General features: G+C 55.5%; 15 protein-coding genes. 3 read left to right on the forward strand and 12 right to left on the reverse strand.

Features of this window, described 5'->3' with window-relative positions; all coding sequences use genetic code 11:
- Positions 1-13 precede the first annotated feature (13 nt).
- Positions 14-685, forward strand: a complete 672-nt coding sequence (lolA, locus tag ACUZ9P_RS11305; protein WP_298997371.1) for an outer membrane lipoprotein chaperone LolA — start codon at positions 14-16, stop codon at positions 683-685.
- A 72-nt stretch (positions 686-757) separates the two neighbouring features.
- Here lolA and ACUZ9P_RS11310 read toward each other — a convergent pair whose 3' ends face one another.
- From ACUZ9P_RS11310 to ACUZ9P_RS11335, 6 genes are all read right to left on the reverse strand, one after another.
- Positions 758-1,210 carry an acyl-CoA thioesterase gene (locus ACUZ9P_RS11310; RefSeq protein WP_449249778.1) on the reverse strand — a complete coding sequence of 151 codons (453 nt, stop codon included), beginning with the start codon at positions 1,208-1,210 and terminating at the stop codon, positions 758-760.
- Between the two features lie 204 nt (positions 1,211-1,414).
- Positions 1,415-1,948, reverse strand: a complete 534-nt coding sequence (gene hybD, locus ACUZ9P_RS11315) for a HyaD/HybD family hydrogenase maturation endopeptidase (RefSeq protein WP_298997375.1) — start codon at positions 1,946-1,948, stop codon at positions 1,415-1,417.
- A gap of 128 nt (positions 1,949-2,076) precedes the next feature.
- Positions 2,077-2,781, reverse strand: a complete 705-nt coding sequence (gene cybH / locus ACUZ9P_RS11320) for a Ni/Fe-hydrogenase, b-type cytochrome subunit (RefSeq protein ID WP_449249779.1) — start codon at positions 2,779-2,781, stop codon at positions 2,077-2,079.
- A 51-nt stretch (positions 2,782-2,832) separates the two neighbouring features.
- Positions 2,833-4,647 (reverse strand): nickel-dependent hydrogenase large subunit, encoded by a 1,815-nt coding sequence (locus ACUZ9P_RS11325; RefSeq protein ID WP_449249780.1) that lies wholly within the window; start codon positions 4,645-4,647, stop codon positions 2,833-2,835.
- A gap of 11 nt (positions 4,648-4,658) precedes the next feature.
- Positions 4,659-5,759, reverse strand: a complete 1,101-nt coding sequence (locus ACUZ9P_RS11330) for a hydrogenase small subunit (RefSeq protein ID WP_449249781.1) — start codon at positions 5,757-5,759, stop codon at positions 4,659-4,661.
- Between the two features lie 129 nt (positions 5,760-5,888).
- Positions 5,889-8,006 carry a methyl-accepting chemotaxis protein gene (locus tag ACUZ9P_RS11335; protein ID WP_449249782.1) on the reverse strand — a complete coding sequence of 706 codons (2,118 nt, stop codon included), beginning with the start codon at positions 8,004-8,006 and terminating at the stop codon, positions 5,889-5,891.
- Positions 8,007-8,829: 823 nt separating this feature from the next.
- On the opposite strand from ACUZ9P_RS11335, the gene ACUZ9P_RS11340 reads away from it, so the two are divergent.
- Positions 8,830-9,423, forward strand: coding sequence for an energy transducer TonB (locus ACUZ9P_RS11340; RefSeq protein ID WP_449249783.1), 594 nt, complete (start codon positions 8,830-8,832; stop codon positions 9,421-9,423).
- 3 nt (positions 9,424-9,426) lie between these two features.
- Here the strand turns inward: ACUZ9P_RS11340 and ACUZ9P_RS11345 are convergent, their stop codons facing one another.
- The 6 genes from ACUZ9P_RS11345 to ACUZ9P_RS11370 all read right to left on the reverse strand — a co-directional run bounded on the left by ACUZ9P_RS11345 (position 9,427) and on the right by ACUZ9P_RS11370 (position 16,622).
- Positions 9,427-10,275 (reverse strand): metal ABC transporter permease, encoded by an 849-nt coding sequence (locus ACUZ9P_RS11345; RefSeq protein ID WP_449249784.1) that lies wholly within the window; start codon positions 10,273-10,275, stop codon positions 9,427-9,429.
- A gap of 39 nt (positions 10,276-10,314) precedes the next feature.
- On the reverse strand, positions 10,315-11,091 hold the full coding sequence (locus ACUZ9P_RS11350) for an ABC transporter ATP-binding protein (protein ID WP_449249785.1): 777 nt from the start codon (positions 11,089-11,091) through the stop codon (positions 10,315-10,317).
- The gene (locus tag ACUZ9P_RS11355) at positions 11,088-11,909 is read right to left on the reverse strand and encodes a metal ABC transporter solute-binding protein, Zn/Mn family (protein WP_449249786.1); all 822 of its coding nucleotides are present in this window, start codon (positions 11,907-11,909) and stop codon (positions 11,088-11,090) included. The genes ACUZ9P_RS11350 and ACUZ9P_RS11355 overlap by 4 nt, the downstream gene beginning before the upstream one ends.
- A 12-nt stretch (positions 11,910-11,921) precedes the next feature.
- Positions 11,922-12,530: a class I SAM-dependent methyltransferase gene (locus tag ACUZ9P_RS11360; protein WP_449249787.1), complete on the reverse strand. Its 609-nt coding sequence runs from the start codon at positions 12,528-12,530 to the stop codon at positions 11,922-11,924.
- Positions 12,531-12,580: 50 nt separating this feature from the next.
- Positions 12,581-14,677: a TonB-dependent receptor gene (locus ACUZ9P_RS11365; protein ID WP_449249788.1), complete on the reverse strand. Its 2,097-nt coding sequence runs from the start codon at positions 14,675-14,677 to the stop codon at positions 12,581-12,583.
- 355 nt (positions 14,678-15,032) lie between these two features.
- A complete protein-coding gene (locus ACUZ9P_RS11370) occupies positions 15,033-16,622 on the reverse strand; it encodes an outer membrane homotrimeric porin (RefSeq protein WP_449249789.1) in 1,590 nt (529 codons plus the stop codon).
- Between the two features lie 147 nt (positions 16,623-16,769).
- Between ACUZ9P_RS11370 and nikA the strand changes: the two genes are divergently transcribed.
- Positions 16,770-18,368, forward strand: coding sequence for a nickel ABC transporter substrate-binding protein (gene nikA, locus ACUZ9P_RS11375; protein ID WP_449249790.1), 1,599 nt, complete (start codon positions 16,770-16,772; stop codon positions 18,366-18,368).
- Positions 18,369-18,421 lie beyond the last annotated feature (53 nt).

Here is an 18,421-nt window from a genome sequence, read left to right on the forward strand (position 1 = left end):
CCGTGGAGGTGTTATGCGCATAAATGGCATGCTAGCCCTGGCAGCCGGGCTTGTTCTTCTTGTGGCTTCAGCCGCGCAGGCTGCGGATATAGCGGCGACCATCCAGGCGCGGTATGAAAAGCTGCGCACGTTTTCCGCCACGTTTGAGCAAACGCTGACCCATAAGGAAAGCGGCTCGGTGGAGAAACGGCAGGGCAGCCTGCTGTTCCAGAAGCCCCTGCTCATCCGCTGGCAGACAGATAAACCCCATGAAGAAACCCTTGTGGTAACGCATAAGGAAATTTGGGATTATCTTGCGGATGAAGAAATTGCCTACCGCTACCCCCTGGAGCTTGTGCGCGATTCACGCACCATCATTCAGGTCATCACCGGGCAGGCCGCGCTGACCAAGGATTTTGACGTCAAGGAAGCCGGGCAGGAAAACGGCCTCGCCAAGCTGCACCTTTACCCCAAGGAACCCGCCCCGCAGATGGTTGAGGCGCTTTTGTGGGTTGAGCCTTCCACCGGCTATATCCGCAGGGCCAGCATCATTGACTTTTACGGCAATTCCAACGACGTGCGCTTTACGCAGTTCAAGCCCGACACTTCGCTGAAAGAATCAGACTTCACCTTTACCGCGCCCAAAGGCGTGGAAGTTGAAGACCGCATTGACCGCAAGGTGCAGGAAAAGGAACTCTTTAAATAATCTGAATACGACACAACAAAAGGCCGTGGGGTTCGCAAACTCCACGGCCTTTTGTTGTGTTTATGGGCAAGGTTATACGCACATGCGCCGGAATACGCCCGGCGCATCTTCGTCTACTATGGGAAAAGACTCCTGTAGCTCGCCCGGCACACTGACAGGCTTGCCGCTGACCATATCAATGAAGACCCACTGGGTTTCCGCCTCGGCAAGCAGGGCTTTTTCCTTTGCGTTCCAAAAAACATAGCGGCGCAGGCTGCGGCGCGAAGCGTAGGATGCAATCCATGTGGCGGCAGTAATCACATCACCCAGAAAGGCCGGGCGCTTGTAAGTGATGGTGTGCTGCCGCACCACCCAGCCCTGGCCAATACTTTCGTACCGCTCCATAGGCCAGCCGCAAACCGCGGAATGCGCAACAGCCACATCCTGCATCCAGGCCACATAGCGCAGGTTGCTGACGCGGCGCTGCATGTCGATATCATCCTGCCCAACCGTGATCTGCTGCGTGTATATGTTGATCCGAGCCATATGTCCTCCGCATTTGTGATGGCGCAGACCATACCCCTTGCAGGTAAAAAATAAAAGACACGCGGGCTTGCGTTAATTAACCCGCGTGTCTTCTGGTTGATAGAACAGGTTGTTACAGATTTGTCAGGGCACGTTTTGCCGGGCAGTCAGACAAGCCGTTTGTTACGCGTTTGCCATACCCTCGGCCTTGCTGTTTTGTGCGCCTCACACGCAGCCCTGAACAAGGCTGTCGAGCACAGCTGCGGAAAGGTGGCGCGGCTGCGCCCGCAACTGAGGGTCAATGCCCCATTGCCGCAGCACATCCAGCGCCATGTTTTGCGCTGCTTCAAAACTCTCGCTGACCGGAGTGGACAGAGGTGCTGCCAGGGTCATGGCCGCCGGTTGCACGCCAATGAGGGCACAGTGCTCAGGAGCTGTGCCGCGCAGGGCTGCAAGGCCCATCACTTCCGAAAAGCTGTTCTGGTGCGGGCCGATTTTTTGCGCTGTCAGGTATGCCGGCACGTTGTCGCGCAGCACCAGTTCGCCCGGTTCCAGCCCAAAATCAACCGCATCCAGCACCAGCAGTTTGTCAGCCCTTTCCACAAAGGTCAGCAGGGTCTGCCCCTGGGTGCCGCCGTCCACAACTTCCACGTTTTCAGGAAAATCCCAATGGGCGTAAAGCCGCTGCGCCAAAAGTACGCCAAAGCCTTCATCGCCGTACAGAATATTGCCAAGACCAAGAATGACGATCTGTTCCATGAGATTTCCGTGCACCTTTGCGGCAGTAGTGCCGCTTTTGGCGGCAACAAACCACGCTGGCTTGATTTGTTATCTGTTTGGCGGCCCAGTTGGGCCGCCAAACATTACTCTCAGTTTACATCAGGTTGCTACTGCTTGCGCCGTTCGCGGAAGCCGCTGAACATGGACGAAACCAGGGTGGTCTTGCCCATGATTTCTTCGCGTATGACCATGTACAGGTGCACGGTCACAAAGGTAATGAGCAGCAGCATGCCCAGTCTGTGCAAGCTGCGGGTCATCTGCCCATTGCCGCCAAACCAGTTGTTTATCCAGTCCTGCACAAATGCGAAAAAGCGGATAAACGGCACGTGGCTGTCCTGCGCGTACATGCCAAGGCCCGTGAGCATGATGACAAGCATGAAAATCATGCCCGTGCCCATGCCCAGCTGCGCCAGCGGGTTATGCCCCACATGCGCGGCGCATTCCTTGTTCAGGAACAGATACCAGCGCACGTCCTGCCACAGGTCGTTCCACCAGTCCTTGCTCCACACCGGCACAATGATAAGCTCGCGCGAAAAGCGGTTGCCCCACACAAGGCCGTATATGTAGCGCAGCACTGTTGAAATAATCAGCACAAAGCCCGCAATAAAGTGGGCCATGCGGGTGTAGCCCATGTAAAAGGTTTCGTACGGCTCACCAGTGACGGAAAGCCAGGGTTTTCCGATAATGTAGCCAGTGACAATAAGTACAATGACACAGGCAACCATAACCCAATGCCAGATGCGAATGGGCAGTTGATAGACGTATATGCTTTTGCCCATTGGCAGTTGCGGCAGAAGATGTTGTTCGCTCATGACGTTCTCCCGGCGGAAGGCTTGTATTCCGCGTCTCGGCTTGCCCGAACGCTAGAAGCAGTTGTCTGTCCGCACCGATATGAGCTCTGATCCGTCCGGCCCGAGGATATGCGTGGAGCAGGCCAGGCAGGGGTCAAAGCTGTGCAGGGTGCGCAGGATTTCAAGGGGCTGGTTGGGAACCGCCATCTTGGTACCCATGAGCGAGGCCTCGTAGGCGCTGAGCTGCCCATCGGGGCTGCGGGGCGCACCGTTCCAGGTAGTGGGAACAACGCACTGGTAGTTCTCGATCTTTCTGTCCTTGATGGTGACCCAGTGCCCCAACGCACCGCGCGGAGCTTCTGTAAAGCCAACGCCGCGCAGGGTGCCGGTGGGCCAGCTTTCGGGCTTCCACAGCTTGGTGTTGGCCGTTGCGCGGTTACCGTTTTTGAGGTTGGCCACAAGCTTGTCGTAGAAGTAGCGCATCTTGTCGGCAGACCATGCCAGCTCCAGCGAGCGGGCTGCAATGCGTCCAAGGGTGGACTGCAGCACAGAAACTGGGGCCTTTGCCTGACCAAGGAATTCGTCAATGAGGCCCTTGATCTCGGTGTCCTTCCTGGCATAGCCCACCAGCAGGCGCGCCAGCGGCCCCACTTCCATCTGGTGCCCGCGCCAGAGCGGCGTTTTGATCCACGAATATCTGTCGCGCTCGTCCACCTGCTTGAGGTCAGTGGGCGTGCCCTTGATATTGGGGCCGGGGGCGTAGTTGGGTTCGGTCATGCCGTCAAAGGGGTGCAGACCGGTTTTGCCGCCGGGGTAGGGCTTGTACCAGGAGTGGGACACGCATTCCTGAATTTCTTCAGGATTGCGCAGGTCAACAGGCAGCACTTCGTTGAAGTTGCCGTTGATGATGGCCCCAGGGGGCAGCAGCAGACTTTTTTCAGAGTAGTCATTGGCAATGTCGGGGATTGCGCCATAGGCAAGCACGGAAAGTTTGGAAAGCCCGCCGCCTATGTTCAGCCAGTCTTTATAGAAGGCGGCCAGCGCAAGGGTGTCGGGTATGACAACCTGTTGAGCAAAATCACGGCAACGCTCAATAAGTTGCAGCACCAGTTCCAAACGTTCCTGATTGATAACGTCGGCAGCGCCGTGCGCATCGAGGTTCAGCGAGCAGGGTACGCCGCCCACAAGCCAGTTGGGGTGCGGATTTTTGCCGCCAAAGATGGTGTGTATCTGCACCATGTCTTTCTGGAAATCCAGGGCTTCCAGATAGTGGGCCACCACCAGCAGGTTGGCTTCGGGCGGCAGCTTGTAGGCAGGATGCCCCCAGTAGCCGTTGGTGAAAATGCCCAGCTGGCCGGATTCAATCACGCGGGTGAGGCGATCCTTGATGGATTTGAAGTAGCCCGGCGAGGAATTGGGCCAGGGGGTGAGCTTGTGCGAAAGCTCCGATGTGGCCTTGGGATCAGCCTTGGCGGCAGACACAACGTCCACCCAGTCAAGGCCCGCAAGGTGGTACAGATGCACCAGATGGTCATGGTACATGAGGCACAGGTGCATGATATTGCGGATGATATTGGCGTTGTCTGGTATTTCTATGCCAAGCGCATCTTCCACCGCATGCACGGAAGAAAGGGCATGCGTACCCGTGCAGACGCCGCAGATGCGTTCAACAAAGGCCCAGGCGTCGCGCGGGTCGCGGCCTTTGAGGATGATTTCAATACCTCTGAAAATGGTGCCGCACGAAACCGCATTGGTGATGACGTTGCTGTCGTCTAGGTTCACCTCGCAACGCAGGTGTCCTTCAATGCGGGTAACGGGGTCTACAACCACGCGGCGGCCCGAGTCCTTAACGGCATAACCCTGAGAAGTAGTGTATTCGTATGCCATGGGGTATTTCCTCAGTTGTTGGAGTCGGTGTCGGAGGAGTTCTTGGTGTTCTTGCTACCTGCGTGGCGCACCATACTGGCAACGCCGTGTACGGCAACACCCGCGGCCACGCCCGCTACAGCGGCAACGCCCACGGTTTCAGCCGTTGCGTTGGTGCCGAGATGCGGAATGGTGGTGATGCGGTCATAAAACGAGCCCTGATCCCAGAAGTTCTGTTCCGAGCAGCCTATGCAGCCATGCCCGGACTGAATGGGAAATGAGACACCGTTGTTCCAGCGTGTGGAAGGACAGGCGTTGTAGGTGGTGGGGCCTTTGCAGCCCATCTTGTACAGGCACAGGCCAGCGCGCGCGCCCGCATCGTCCCACGATTCCACATATTCGCCCGCGTCAAAATGGGCCCTGCGGTAGCAGTGGTCGTGTACGCGCTTGCCGTAAAACATTTCCGGCCTGCCCTGCGAGTCAAGGGTGGGAAGGCGGTCGTATGTGATGATGTAGGTCAGGATTGAACTCATAACCTCAGGGATGGCCGGGCAGCCGGGAACCTTGATTTGCGGTTTGTTAGGAAAGAGCTTGTGCAGCGGGGTAGCGCCCGTTGGATTGGGGTGAGCCGCCTGTACGCAGCCCCAAGAGGCGCAGGTTCCCCAGGCCACAAGGGCCTTGGCATGCTCCACGCCTTCCTTGAGCTTTTCATAGAAGGGTTTGCCAGCATCAATGCAGTACATGCCCTGGCCGTTGAGCGGCACGTTGCCTTCAACAGCGAGAATATACTGGCCATTGTACTTCTTGATGGCCTCTTCATAAGCCTCATTGGCCTGATCGCCAGCGGCGGCCATGATGGTGTCCTGATAATCCATTGTGATCATTGAGAGCACAATGTCTGTCGCCAGCGGGTGGGCTGTGCGCAAAAACGATTCGGTGCAGCAGGAACAGGAAAGACCATTTATCCATAGTACGGGGACGCGCGGTTTGGTAGAGAGAGCCTGCGCGATTGCCAGATCCGCCCCGGGGCCAAGGCCCATGGCAACGGCTGTGAGCGCACAGAACTTCATGAAATCTCGACGGCTGACACCACGATTACGCAAGGCTTGTTCAGTAGTTTCGAGATGAGCCATAAGTACCTCGAGAAGAACATGGTTGCAGGTTGATTGATAGATGACCGACGCAATTAATAACTATCAGTACTCCTTGCGCTTGTATACCGTTGTAAGTACAAGATTTTAGATGTACTCTGTCTGACCTCCTTACCTCAAAACAGATTTCTTGATGCCGGTACTGTTTAAATCCGCCATAACACCGACCAGAATGTCAGTCTGTGTGCGCAACTCGTTGAGAACTGAGGTCGCCTGGTCCATGGCGTTTGCGGTGTTAAGGGCAAGCTGATTGATATCTTCAAGGCTGCTGTGGATGGTTTCGCTGGCGGCTGACTGCTCTTCGGAAGCTGTGGCGATGGACTGGGCCTGGATGGTGGAAGCGTTTGCCAGCTGCACAAGCGCCTGCAATGTTTCGCCAGACTGCCGGGCCAGAACCGTGACCTGCTCAATGGTTGCAGCGGACTGCTCCACATGCGAGATATGTTTGCGTGTTCCGCCCTGAACCGCATGGATGGCTTCTCCCACCTCCTTGGTCGCTGTCATGGTTTTTTCGGCAAGCTTGCGCACTTCATCGGCGACCACGGCAAAGCCCCGCCCCGCATCGCCAGCGCGCGCAGCCTCAATGGCCGCGTTGAGTGCCAAAAGGTTGGTCTGGTCGGCAATGTCACTGATGACATCCAGAACTTGCCCGATGCCCTCAGCCTGTTGACCGAGCAGGCCCATATCGACCTTCATTTTATTGGACTGCTCTTGCACCTGAGCGATTGCAGAAGTGACATTTTCAACAACTGTTGAGCCTTCGCTTGCCTTGGTGTGTGAATTTTCTGCCGTTTGGGCGGCATCTGCAGCATTTTTGGCAACTTCAATGACTGTAGTACTCATTTCCTGCATGGCGCTGGTTGTAGTATCAAGCCTGTTGGACTGGCTTGTTGCGCCTTGTGTAGAAATGCGCACCTGTTCCTCAAGGTTGTTGAGGGCGAGATTGAGCGATTCCACAACGCCGTGAATTTTGTCTACAGCCGTAGCAAGGGTGCTGGCTCTTGTATTTGCTTCCTTCTCAGCCTGCTCGGCTGTTATTCTGCACTGTTCCGCCTGTTTGCCGCGCTCATCAGCCAGGGCATGCTCTTTTTGGGCCGCCTGGATCTGTTCCTTCAGGCGGGCGACCATTTCGCGCAGCACATCGGCAAGGCCGCCGATCTCGTCATTTTGTTTGACTGTCAGCGCCGAATCAAAATCCCCGTGCGTGATGCCTTGGGCGTAGCGTAGGGTGCTGCGCACTGGCCTTCCAATAGTGATGCAGATTCTCCAGCCCAGCAGAATGGTGAAAAAGGCCACCAGAAGCGCGGCAGAAAGAGCGATCAAGAGGCCCCTTTGGGCCAGACGCACTTCTTCGCGAGCGTTTCCAAGCAGTTGATCTCCCCAAGCCTTTTCCACTTCCATCAGCTTGTCGATGCGGCGGGTGGACGCTGCAAACCATTGCTGCGGGTCAGCCTCAAGGTTGGATTTTTCAAGGTTGGCGTAGGCAGTATCGCGGAATTTCGTCACCTCTTCATCAATAGATTGCATTTTGCCTTGCAGAAGGTTCAGCGCCGCCTTGCCGCCCAGTTCCGCAAACGAACTCAGATAGGTGTTTTGTGAGCTGACCCTGTAGAGCCAGTCGCGGTAGAGCTGTTTGCTGAAGGTTCCGGCAGAAAAGGCGGCGTTGAGCGTGGCACGCTCCTGCCCGGCAATCTCCTTGCCGTGCAAAAGCTGAATAATTGATGTAAAGGCAAGGTCGGCGCGGGCGTTCAGTTCAGAAATCGCAGTGATCAGTTCATTGATGCTGGTATTGTACGCCGCGATGGCTTGAAGGGCATCAATGCGGGCGTCTTTGGCAGCGTTTCTGGTTGTAGAAAGGTCTGTAAAGTTTTGTGTAGATGCAGCAAATATTCTGGCAAGAGAGTCATTTTCCAGACTATCCGAGCCAGCAAGCACGGCAGTAAAGTTCTTGTAGGCAGAATTTGATTTATCTGTCTGTTCCGCCAGTTCGGAAGAAAACTTTTTGCCCTTGCTGCCTAGGAATCCAGCCGTGTAACCACGCTCTTTTTGCAGCTCGTGGATAAGTTCACCAGCAGAGAGGCTGACAACCAGCGAGCGTTCTATGGCTTTAAGGTGGTCTATTGTCTTCCAGCGTTGAATGCTTTCCGCAGAAACAACGAAGAGAAAAGTCGCCATGGGCAGTACGAGCAAAAGACTGAGTTTGCGGGCAATCTTGAGGTCGGCAAGCATGGTGGCTCCCTCCTTAAAAACGGTTGTCTTATTCCATTTGCTGGGGCTGCGTTTGCGTTCTTATGGCATTTATGTAGCAAGCTAATAATTGTAAGTAATAAATGTATTGAGATATTGCCAAAGGATTTAACGTTTGTAGTAGCATAATTAAAGGAAAAGACAATAACGTTGTTGAGAGAATATCAATCAAGTTCCTGTTTGTATTAAATAATTTAATGTAAATTGAATATATTATTATATTTTAGCTAGTTATAATTATTTATTTCGCATTTGTTTAGTCAGTTAATGAAAGTAGATAGCAGTGTAATAATAAGTAATGTATAGTGTTTATAGCTAGCAATTAGTTTTTAATACATTTAATACTCTTATTTTTAAGTATAAAAAATATAAATTTCAAATAGCCCGAGCTGGTTGGGATTGGGGGGTATAGCGCACGGGGTAGTAGTGGCATATTTATTTTTTTTGTACTACTACTTATCGTGTTATGATTTAGAAGTTCGTGTTCACAATTTGGGCCAGAATTGCGGTCAAATTTTATATTTTCCTGACCTCTACTGTCCCGGAGGTTCCCGTGTTGCCGTTTGATTACCCGCCGCCTCGGCGCAGCAAACGTTTGTTTGTCTGCTGGTTGGGGTATTCCGCCATTCTGCACGCTGTGCTTGCGGCATGTCTGCTTGCAGGGGCCTACGCCTTGCCCCGGTATCTTCCGGTTCAGTCAGGCGGGGCAGTGATGGTCAGTCTGGCAGGTGCGGGGAGTTCATTGGCAGGGGATGGGGGGCAGCAGCCACAGGCTGCGAACGGCATGGCTGAGGATGTTCCAGTTATGCAGCCAATGACAGAAACGGCAGCAAAAGCCGAGCAAAAGGTGGCTGAGGCTGTTCCTGTAAAAAAGCCTTCTGTCAAGCCGAAGCAGGCAGAAAACAAGGCGCAGCCCTCGCAATACAGGCAGGAGCAATCGGCCCAGCCAAAGCCCCAGCAGGTAACCACAGCTGCGGGCCAGTCTGCTCAAACCGGCCTGCCAGCTCAATCTGGTGGTGATGGCGGTCAAGGCTCTGCCAGCAGCGGCTCTGGTTCTATGGAGCAGGCCACGGACGCTGTGCAGGGGGATGGTTCCCCCCATCCGCAGGTTATGCCTTGGAATGCTCAGGGAGGGCCGCGATTTTTACGGCAGGCTCCATTGCGGTACCCCCGCGCTGCCCAGCGCCGTCATCTTGAAGGAAAGGCGGTTGTGGAAGCCTATCTCGATACGCAGGGCAAGCTGCTCCGCGCCCGCGTGTTACTGGCTGATCATGAAGATTTTGCCGATGCGGCGCTGGCCTGTGTGCAGTCTTCATCGTTCAAGCCTGCCCAGCGTGAGGGCAAGGCCATTCCCTGTGTGGTGCGTATTCCCATGCTTTTTGTGCTTAAAGGGCTATAATGATCAGCCCTGATTGCTCTGTTCCACAGGGGATGCCTGTTCGATCCGGCATGCCTTCTTGGGCGAAAAGACCATGGCTGCGACCAGTATGGCGGAAGACACCAGCACAATAACGGCCCCCGGCGGCACAGCCCAGTGGAATGAAAGCCACAGGCCCGCAACGGAAGCCATCGCGCCGAACAGGGCGGCCAGCAGAAACATTCGGCTCAGGCGATAGGTGATCTGCAGTGCCGTGGCTGCTGGTGTAACAATGAGCGCATATATCAATAAGCCACCGATTGCCTTGAGGGCAAAAGCCACCACTAGTCCCATCAAAATGAGGCAGGCATAGTAGATGCCCTTGACGGGGATTCCCGCAGCCACCGCAGCATGCCTTTGCCCCATGATTGCCTCGATTTCTTTGAAAAACAGAAAGACAAAGCCAAACAGGAGCAAGGCCGTTGCAGCCATGAGTTGCAGGTCAAAGAGGGTGACCGTGAGCAGGCTCCCCCATATGAGGCTGAGGCCTTCTGTTCGCGCGCCGGGCATAAGGCCCAATGCCAGCATGGCCAGGCTCATGACCACCGAAAAAACAACACCCATGGCAGTGTCAAGGCTGAATCCGGGCTTTTCGGCAAGCGGCCCCACGGCAGAGGCTGCCCCAAGGCTGGCCGCAAGACCTCCGGCCAGCGGTGGAGCGCCAAGCCACAAAGCAAGCAGCGCCCCGGCAAAGGCGGCGTGCGAAACGCACATTCCCACTAGGCTCATGCGCCACAACACCACAAAGACGCCCATTGCCCCGCAAACAGAGCCGCCAAGCAAGGCCATAATCAATGCCCTTTGCAAAAAGGCATACTGAAAAAAGTCATCCATATTTTACCCGCAGTTATTTGCTGTGCAGGGGCTCCCTGCTTAAAACAAGGCCGCCATGCGTTCGCCGCTGTGCGCTATCTGAATGGGCACATCATACAGCCTGCTCAGGAGGTCAGCATTGACTGCCTCCTGCGCTCCGCCTTGCCAGAGCATGCCGCCAGCTCGCAGCATGGCAACCTTTTGGGCCAGTGCAAACACTGCGTTGAGGTCATGCGTCACCATGATGACGGTGAGGTTGAATGTTTCACGCAGCGTGGCAACGGCATTGCAAATGTCCCGCTGCGCGCGCCAGTCCAGCGCGGCTGTGGGTTCGTCAAGCAGCAGCAGTTCCGGCTCCTGCGCCAGGGCGCGGGCAAGCGCCACCCGCTGCCTTTCGCCGCCAGAAAGATGCCCGATAGGGCGCTGGGCCAGATGCGCAAGGCCAACAATTTCAATTGATTGCATGGCAAGGTTTTTTTCTTTTTTACCAGGCCAGCGAAAAAGTCCCAGCCGCCCATAGGTGCCGCTGAGTACGGAAGCAAAGACAGAAAGTGGCATCTTGGGATCAAGGTCGGTAGCCTGAAAAACATGCGCCACCTGACGGCGTACCTCGCCCAGCATGTCTGAGCTTACACTTTTACCTTTAAAATACACCGTGCCGCCATTGTGTGGCGTAAGCCCGTTAAAAAGCCCCATCAGCGTGGACTTGCCCGCGCCGTTGGGGCCGATGAGCGTCCAGAAATCACCCTTTTCGATGCGCAGGTTTATACCGTTCAGGATGCATCGCTTGCCGTAGTGAACGCTGACGTTGCGCAGTTCGGCCAGGCACGGGTTCACGGCTTTGCCTTTATGGTTTGCAATTGCGTCACGTTGCGGCGCAACAGGCTGAAATAGTCCGGCGCATCGTCGCTGGAGCCGGGAAAATTGGAAAGTACTACGTGCGGCACCCCAAGCTCCAGCGCCAACGGTAGCCCCGCGTCTGGCCCGCTCTGATAATTATCCACCACACCCGCCACAGGGATGCCTTTGACTGCGCTCAAAATTTCAGCCAACCCGCGCGCGTTAACGTCTTCAGCCCTGCCAAAGGTGCGGATCACGTCAAAGCCCGCCCATTTTACAAATTCTACCTGCATATAAGCGGCGATAACAGGCAATCCCTGCGTGGCAGCAAGCGCAGAGCGGCATTCTGCGGCAATGGCGTCAATTTTTTGCAACCTTTGCAGCGTCCTCCGCCTGACAACCGGCGCAAGCTCTGGGGCCGCGCCTTCAAGCGCCGCCGCAATTTCCTGCACGGCCTGCTTTTGTATATCGGGTATGAGCCAGCTGCCACGCGGACTTACTTCAACAATAGCAAGCAAAGGGTTGCCCACAGCCTGGAGCATGGCGTCGACCTGCTGCAGATGGCGCTGAAATGGGTGAACGAGCAGCAGTTTTGCCTTGGCGGCAAAAATATAATCCCCGGTGCTGGCATTCTCATGACCGGGACAACTTGAACCTTGAATCAGGGTGAGCGTTTCGCTTTTGCCTTCTGTCAGGTCGGCAACAATATCTGAAATAAGCGAAGTTCCGGCCACAACGCGCAGCGGTTCTGCCGCCGTTGCGGAAAGGGGAATGAGGATCAGGGCAAGCCACAGAAGGGCGGAAAATTTTTTCATGGCGTATCTCATCTATTTTATAGCGCAAAAATGGAAGTTGTCTGGCCCTTCACTGGCTTCAATGTTCGTAAATCCAGCCTCGGAAAAGATGATGCACATGCCCGTGGGGCAGGGCAGATGATCGCCTTCCACTGCGTGGTGGCTGTCATGAAGCTGATTGAGTTTTTCACGACCATCTATGTGCAGCACATAGGCCCGGCCAGCAGGACGCAGAACGCGATAAAATTCGCGAGCTGCGGCTTTTTTGTCCGCCACATGCGGAAAGGCCGAAAAGCAGATAACCATGTCCACGCTGGCATCCGGCAGGGGCATGCATTCTGCCGCGGCCTGATATGTACGCACATGGGGAAAGCGCGCGGAAAGACATTTGAGCATTGCGGCGGAAGGGTCCAGCGCCAGGAATGACGCATCGGTCTGGGCATGTTTTTGCAAAAACGGTTGTAGTACCCCTTCGCCGCAGCCCACATCCAGAATAACCCGGGCATGCGCCAGGGGCAGTCCCTGAACCAGCTGGTCAACCTGCCTGAGTTTTTCCGGCGGATAGTTGCGGGCTTCCCATCCGGTGGAGTGCGCGTTGAAAAACTCCTCTCTTTCAGCGTGTTGTGCAGAGTCCTTGCTCATGCTGCCTCCTGAAAAAGCGCCGCCCTGAACGCAAGGCGGCGCTTTACTGATTAGAACTTTAGGTCAAAACCAACCATGACGCTTGTGCCGGGCATGTTGTAAAGCCCCCGGTTGTTGCCGGAAAGCTCCATACTGTAAGCATAGGGCGTATTGAAGATGTTGTTTACCGCCACAAATACCTTGCCTTCTTCAATGTGCATGTCGTCGTAGCTGAAGGTGTAGTCCAGCCTTGCGTTAAACACGTTGATGTCGGGCAGGCGATTTCTTTCATTCAGAGTGGTCACGTTGCTGGAAGGCGCTCTCGGATTTGTCGTCCGCACCCAGTTGGCTGCGTATACATCCTTGAGATACTGGTAATCGCCGCTGAGCTGGAAGTGGTCAAAGAACTTCCATTTGAAGCCGGTTTGCAAGGTAAAGGCAGGCGTGTAGGGCATTTTGCTTGTAGTTTCGCCGTCATCGCCCTTGGCCCATGTTTTCAGCCATGTTGCGCCCACAAAGAGTTCAAGGTTGTCTGTGGGCGTGACGCTGCCAGCAAGTTCAAGCCCGTCAATTTTGTATTCAGACGCGGACGAAGTGAAAAAGTCGCTGGTGGGGTTGGCGTTACCGTACATATAGGCCCGTAGCCTGTCGCGGCCGTCATCGTGAAAAACCGTGGCGCTTGCCGTGAACAGCCCCGGTTGGGTGTGGCTGAGCGACATTTCATAGTGATCCACCACTTCAGGACGAATATCCTTGGTGTTCAGGCCGGAAGGCAGTGATGTTTTGTTGGTCAGCAGGCCCTGAAGGATAACAGGGCTTGGATAGTTGACGCCCCGCGCGTAGTTGAGGCCAAGATTGGTGTTGTTGTAGCCAAGCACAAGGCCCACCTGCGGGGCGGTATTGTCTTCAAAAAGGTTGCTTGTGTACAGGCGCAGACCAGCGGAAGGCGTAACATGAAAGCTCTCCTTGCTGCCAAACATCTGGCTGACGGCAGCGTAGGGCGAAAACATCCTGTGCTGCGGAAATTCCCACGATGTTGTGGAATCTGTGGAATACGTCCGCTGGTCGTTGCGCAGGTCGCTGATATCAAGATCAAAGCCGTTGACGATCTCGCTGCCTTCCCAAATGGAATAGGTTTCGCGGCCTCGCAATCCGTACAGATTGTTGGTTTGCACTGATGTGGTTTTGTTGGAATTTTCGCCGCGCAGGTAAAACAGGGTGTCGTTGTAATAGCCTTTGAGGTACCCATTGGCATTATTGTACTTATTGATGAGGCTCAGCGTGGCAAGGCTTGTCTGTGTATCGTAGCGGTCTGTGGTGCGGGTATTGGTAATGGGATTGTTGGGAACCTGAGTCTGGGCATCCACACGGTTGGCCATCATACGCAATGACCAGTTGTCAGACAGGCCTATGCCCATGTTGCCATAGTAACTCGCCTGGTAGGCGGCGGTGTGATCCTTGTGCCCCAGTGTGCTGACAAGGCTTTGCGCGGCGTAAATGTCCACATTGTCTTTTTTTGCGCCCATACCCACATTTTCGGCCACGGTGCCAAAGCTGCCGCCCTCTGCGCCGATGCGCAGTTCATAACCTTCCTTGGTCATGTATTTGGGAATAAAGTTCAGCATAGCATAACCGGTGCCAAAGCGCGAAGGCTGGGGATACTTATAAATTTCCATCCCCCCGAGTGCGTAGACCGGGATGCCGTCAGCCAGGGCCTGCCCGTACAACACGCCGCTACGCGGCACGTCATCAAAAAAGATATTGATGTCAGGGCTGGGATGGCTTGCGCCACGCCCGCGCACATAGAGGCTCGCGCTGGTTTGCCCGCCGATGATGTTCTTTTTCTGATACATGACGCCCGGCACGTTGCGCAGGGCGTCATAAAAATCAAGGGAGTTCTGGAGGCGGATCTGCTCTTCAGTCACCACGTTGTACTGGGTGCCGAACCGCGTCTGCACAGGAACAGTGGGAGCCTGATCGGCCACGCCGAAGGTGGTTACGGCGGGCAGGTCGTAGGCTGTCAGGCTGCCCTGCGTGAGGTCTGCCTTTGAGGCAGGGGCCTCCTGGCCTCCTGTTTCGGGTGGAGTCTCTGCCGCCCAGCCCGGCTGAACGCAAAGACAGTGGCCTGCAAGCACGGCAGCCGCCACAATTGCTGAAACCTTGTTCATCACACGTTTTCCTCCTTCTTATACCTGTCGCGCGGGGTGCGCGTGGGCTTTTCGCAGGGGATTGCTGCACAACCTTTTGAAAGTGTTATGTAATATAAAAAAGTGTTACCGATCGGGCGACGAATACAGCAAAAGGGCGCAAGAATGCCGCCCAGCTTGTTGATTCATGTTATTTTTTTAAAAATTGTAACACAAGCTATAGTTTGTCTAAGGTACAGTCAAGCTTGTGATACCATGAATATCTGCAGAATGCCCGCGTGGTATGCTGGCAAAAGAGGGGGGATTGTACCCGGCAGGGAAGCTGCTGGATCAGCCTCCCTGCCGGACTCAGGGGTATATGCTAGGCGCGTGGCCTTTAGAATTTGTAGATAAAGCTCATGTTGACGTTCCATGCGTCCTGGGTGGTGACGCCGCCCATGCGTGCGCCGCTTGTGGTGGTGTACCCGCCCCAGACATCCTTGGACTGGTCAAGCCACAGGGCAATGTAGTTGGCTTCCACCACAATCTTGAAGTTGTCGTACATCTGGTAGGTGGAGGTGATGCCAAATTCCGCAGCATAGTCGCGCGAGGTCAGGTACAGGCCGTAGTAGTTGGCCGTGTTAAAGTCGCCCATGCTGCCGGGGGTTACATCGGGGCGGAACAGGGTTTGCCCGTCCACATCCTTCTGCCCCTTGATGTACTTGGCCATGGTAGGGCTGTTGGTGCCGCCAAGCAGGTTGGCGTGGAAGGTGTGTTTGAGCTTGTCCAAAAAGCTCACGTCCTTTACGCGTGCGCCCACGCCCCAGGTTCCCACAAAGGTGGAGCCAAGCAGGGTATCTCGCCCAAGGGTGAGGGTGCCAAGCGTGCCGAAGCTGTCCAGCCCGTTGGTGCTTTCGTTGTTGGCCTCAATGGTGGGCATGCGCTCGGAGCCATTTTTCACGTTGCCGTCATCGCCGCTCGTATACCAGCCGTAGATGCCGGGCACACCCCAATCCATGCTGTATTCTGCCAGCAGGGAGCCGTACCAGCCTTTGCGGTTCAGGGTTTCCACGCCGGTGTCCGACTGCCCGTAGTTAAAGCTCCACGCCAGGCGAAAGGGATTCCAGGCCACGGCTTCGCCCGTCAGGCCCGTCCAGAAAATGGTGGAATAGGCATTGGCGATCTGCCGCCCGACCTTGCCATTGCTGAGGGCATATGTGGCAGGGGCGACACCCAGCGCGCCCGCACCATCATTGTTTTTGCCGTAAAAATCATTGTTCTTGCGAAAGGTATTGCTGCCGAACGCGCCCACAATGCCCCAGGGCGTGATGTTGACGCCTTCAAAGCGCAGGGGAGCGGTAAGGCCGAAAAGATCAAAGTTGTCCAGATAGCTCTGTGGAGAATTGTCATTGCCGGCCCAGTTGTCGTTGTAGGCGCGCGCCCAGAATCCTGTGAGCGAGAGGTGCTCGTTCACGGGAACGGAAACCGTTATGCCTGCGGTGTCGGCGTCAAAGGCCTGCGAGGCTTCGGTCACGTAGTCCGGCAGAAAGATGCGCTGAATGCCCATGCGAACCTTTACGTCGGTTTGCGGCATGGTCCAGTCAAGGTAGCTGTGCTTGATCTTGATGACGTTGTTGCCGTCCGCCCCCAGGGCCGCGCCGGACTTGTTGCCGGCCTGTCCCCAGTACTGGCGGCCAATCTCAAAATACACGGTGCCGGAAAGCGCCTCTGATGCCACGGCGTCAAGCTGAAGGCGCACACGCGACTTGGCCTCGAACTGGTCTTCATTATAACGGCCCCAACCAGTGGTGCGGTTGCCTTGTGTCCCATTGGTGGAGCGCCCCCGTTCCATAAAATTTCCGCCGCCGCCATATTCAAAATTCATTATCCAGACGCCCTTGGTCTTGAAGTCCACAGCCTGCGCAGTGGCGGCAATGCCAGGCAGCAAGGCTGCGGCAGCCAGAAGCGATAAAACTTTTTTCCGCATCGTTCCCCCGATAGTGACGTAAGATTTCATATGGACACGTTTTGTCAATTCGTGCTACTGAATTTGCTTGCAACGGCGATGTTATCTTTGCAGAAAAAGTGCTACTACTGTCAACCCCTAAATCTGCCTCGCCGCATGGAGCGCGATATGCGAAAAATCGGTTTTGTACTGGCGGCCCTGATCTGCTGCCTGAACATATCCGCCTGCCAGAATGATGAAAAATCCACTACCCAGGCGCAGCGTACCGAAATGGTCTACGCCAGCACCAAGGACATCCGCATCATCAATCCCCATCTTTACTCCGGGGAAATGGCCGCCCAGAATATGGTGTTTGAACCGCTGGTGGTGAATACCCCCGAGGGAGTGAAGCCCTGCCTTGCCGAAAGCTGGGAAATTTCGCCCGATGGACGCGTGTACACATTCCATTTGCGCAAGGGCGTGACCTTCACAGACGGCGCACCCCTTGACGCTGCCGCCGTTAAGCTGAACATGGACGCCATTGTTGCCAACAAGCCGCGCCACGCATGGCTTGATATGGTTAACGAAATCGAGCGCAACGAAGTTGTGGACACCCACACCTACAGGCTTGTGCTCAAGCATCCGTATTATCCCACTCTGGTTGAGCTGGGGCTTGTGCGGCCTTTCCGCATGATTTCGCCCAACTCCTTTATCAATGGTCAGACCAAGGACGGCGTTTCCGGCTATGTGGGCACTGGCCCCTGGGTGCTGACCGAACACAAGGACAAGCAGTACGCGCTGTTTACGGCCAACAAAAACTACTGGGGCGCGCAGCCCAAGCTGCAGGCCGTGCGCTGGCGCGTCATGCCTGACCACCAGACCATCATGCTTGCCCTGCAAAAGGGTGAAATTGATCTGGTTTTTGGCGCAGACGGCGACATGCTCAACATGGATGCCTTTAACGCGCTGCAAAAAGAAGGCAAGTACGCCACCCTTATCAGCAAGCCCATCGCCTCGCGCGCTATCCTGCTCAACGCGCACCAACCCGTGACCAAAGACCGCGCCGTGCGTATGGCCCTGCAATACGCGGTCAACAAGCAGGCCATTGTGGACGGTGTGCTGAACGGCACGGAAAGTGTGGCCGACACGCTTATTTCGTCCACTGTGCCCTATTGCGACCTTGGCCTGCCCGCGTGCGGCTATGATCCGGCCAAAGCCGCAGCCATGCTTGAGGCCGCTGGCTGGAAGCTCGGCTCCGATGGCTTGCGCGCCAAGGACGGGCAAAAGGCCATAGTGCGCCTGTATTACAATTCGCAGAACGCGCAGGAGCGCACCCTGGCGGAATATGTGCAGAGCGATCTGAAAAAGGTCGGCATTGAAATGAAGATCATCGGCGAAGAAAAACAGGCCTATCTTGACCGCCAGCGTACAGGCGATTTTGAGCTGCAATACTCGCTTTCTTGGGGAACTCCCTACGACCCGCAGTCCTACCTTTCGTCCTGGCGCATCCCCGCGCACGGCGATTATCAGGCCCAGGTGGGCATGGAGCGCAAGGAATGGCTGGATAAAACCATCACCCAACTCATGATCGAGCCGAATGAAGCCGCCCGCAAAGCCATGTATAAGGAAATTCTGACCTACGTGCATGACGAGGGCGTGTATGTTCCCATTTCATACTCTCGCACCAAGGCAGTGCATTCCAAAGCCTTGCAGGGCGTTGGATTCGGCGTGTCGCAGTACGAAGTTCCCTTTGAAAAAATGTATTTCGAGAACACACCCGCCCGCTAGGCTGCGGGCATGATCAGGGGCGCGGTTTTGCACAAACGCAAGGCCGCGTCCCA

It is taken from the genome of Desulfovibrio intestinivivus (assembly GCF_053570665.1).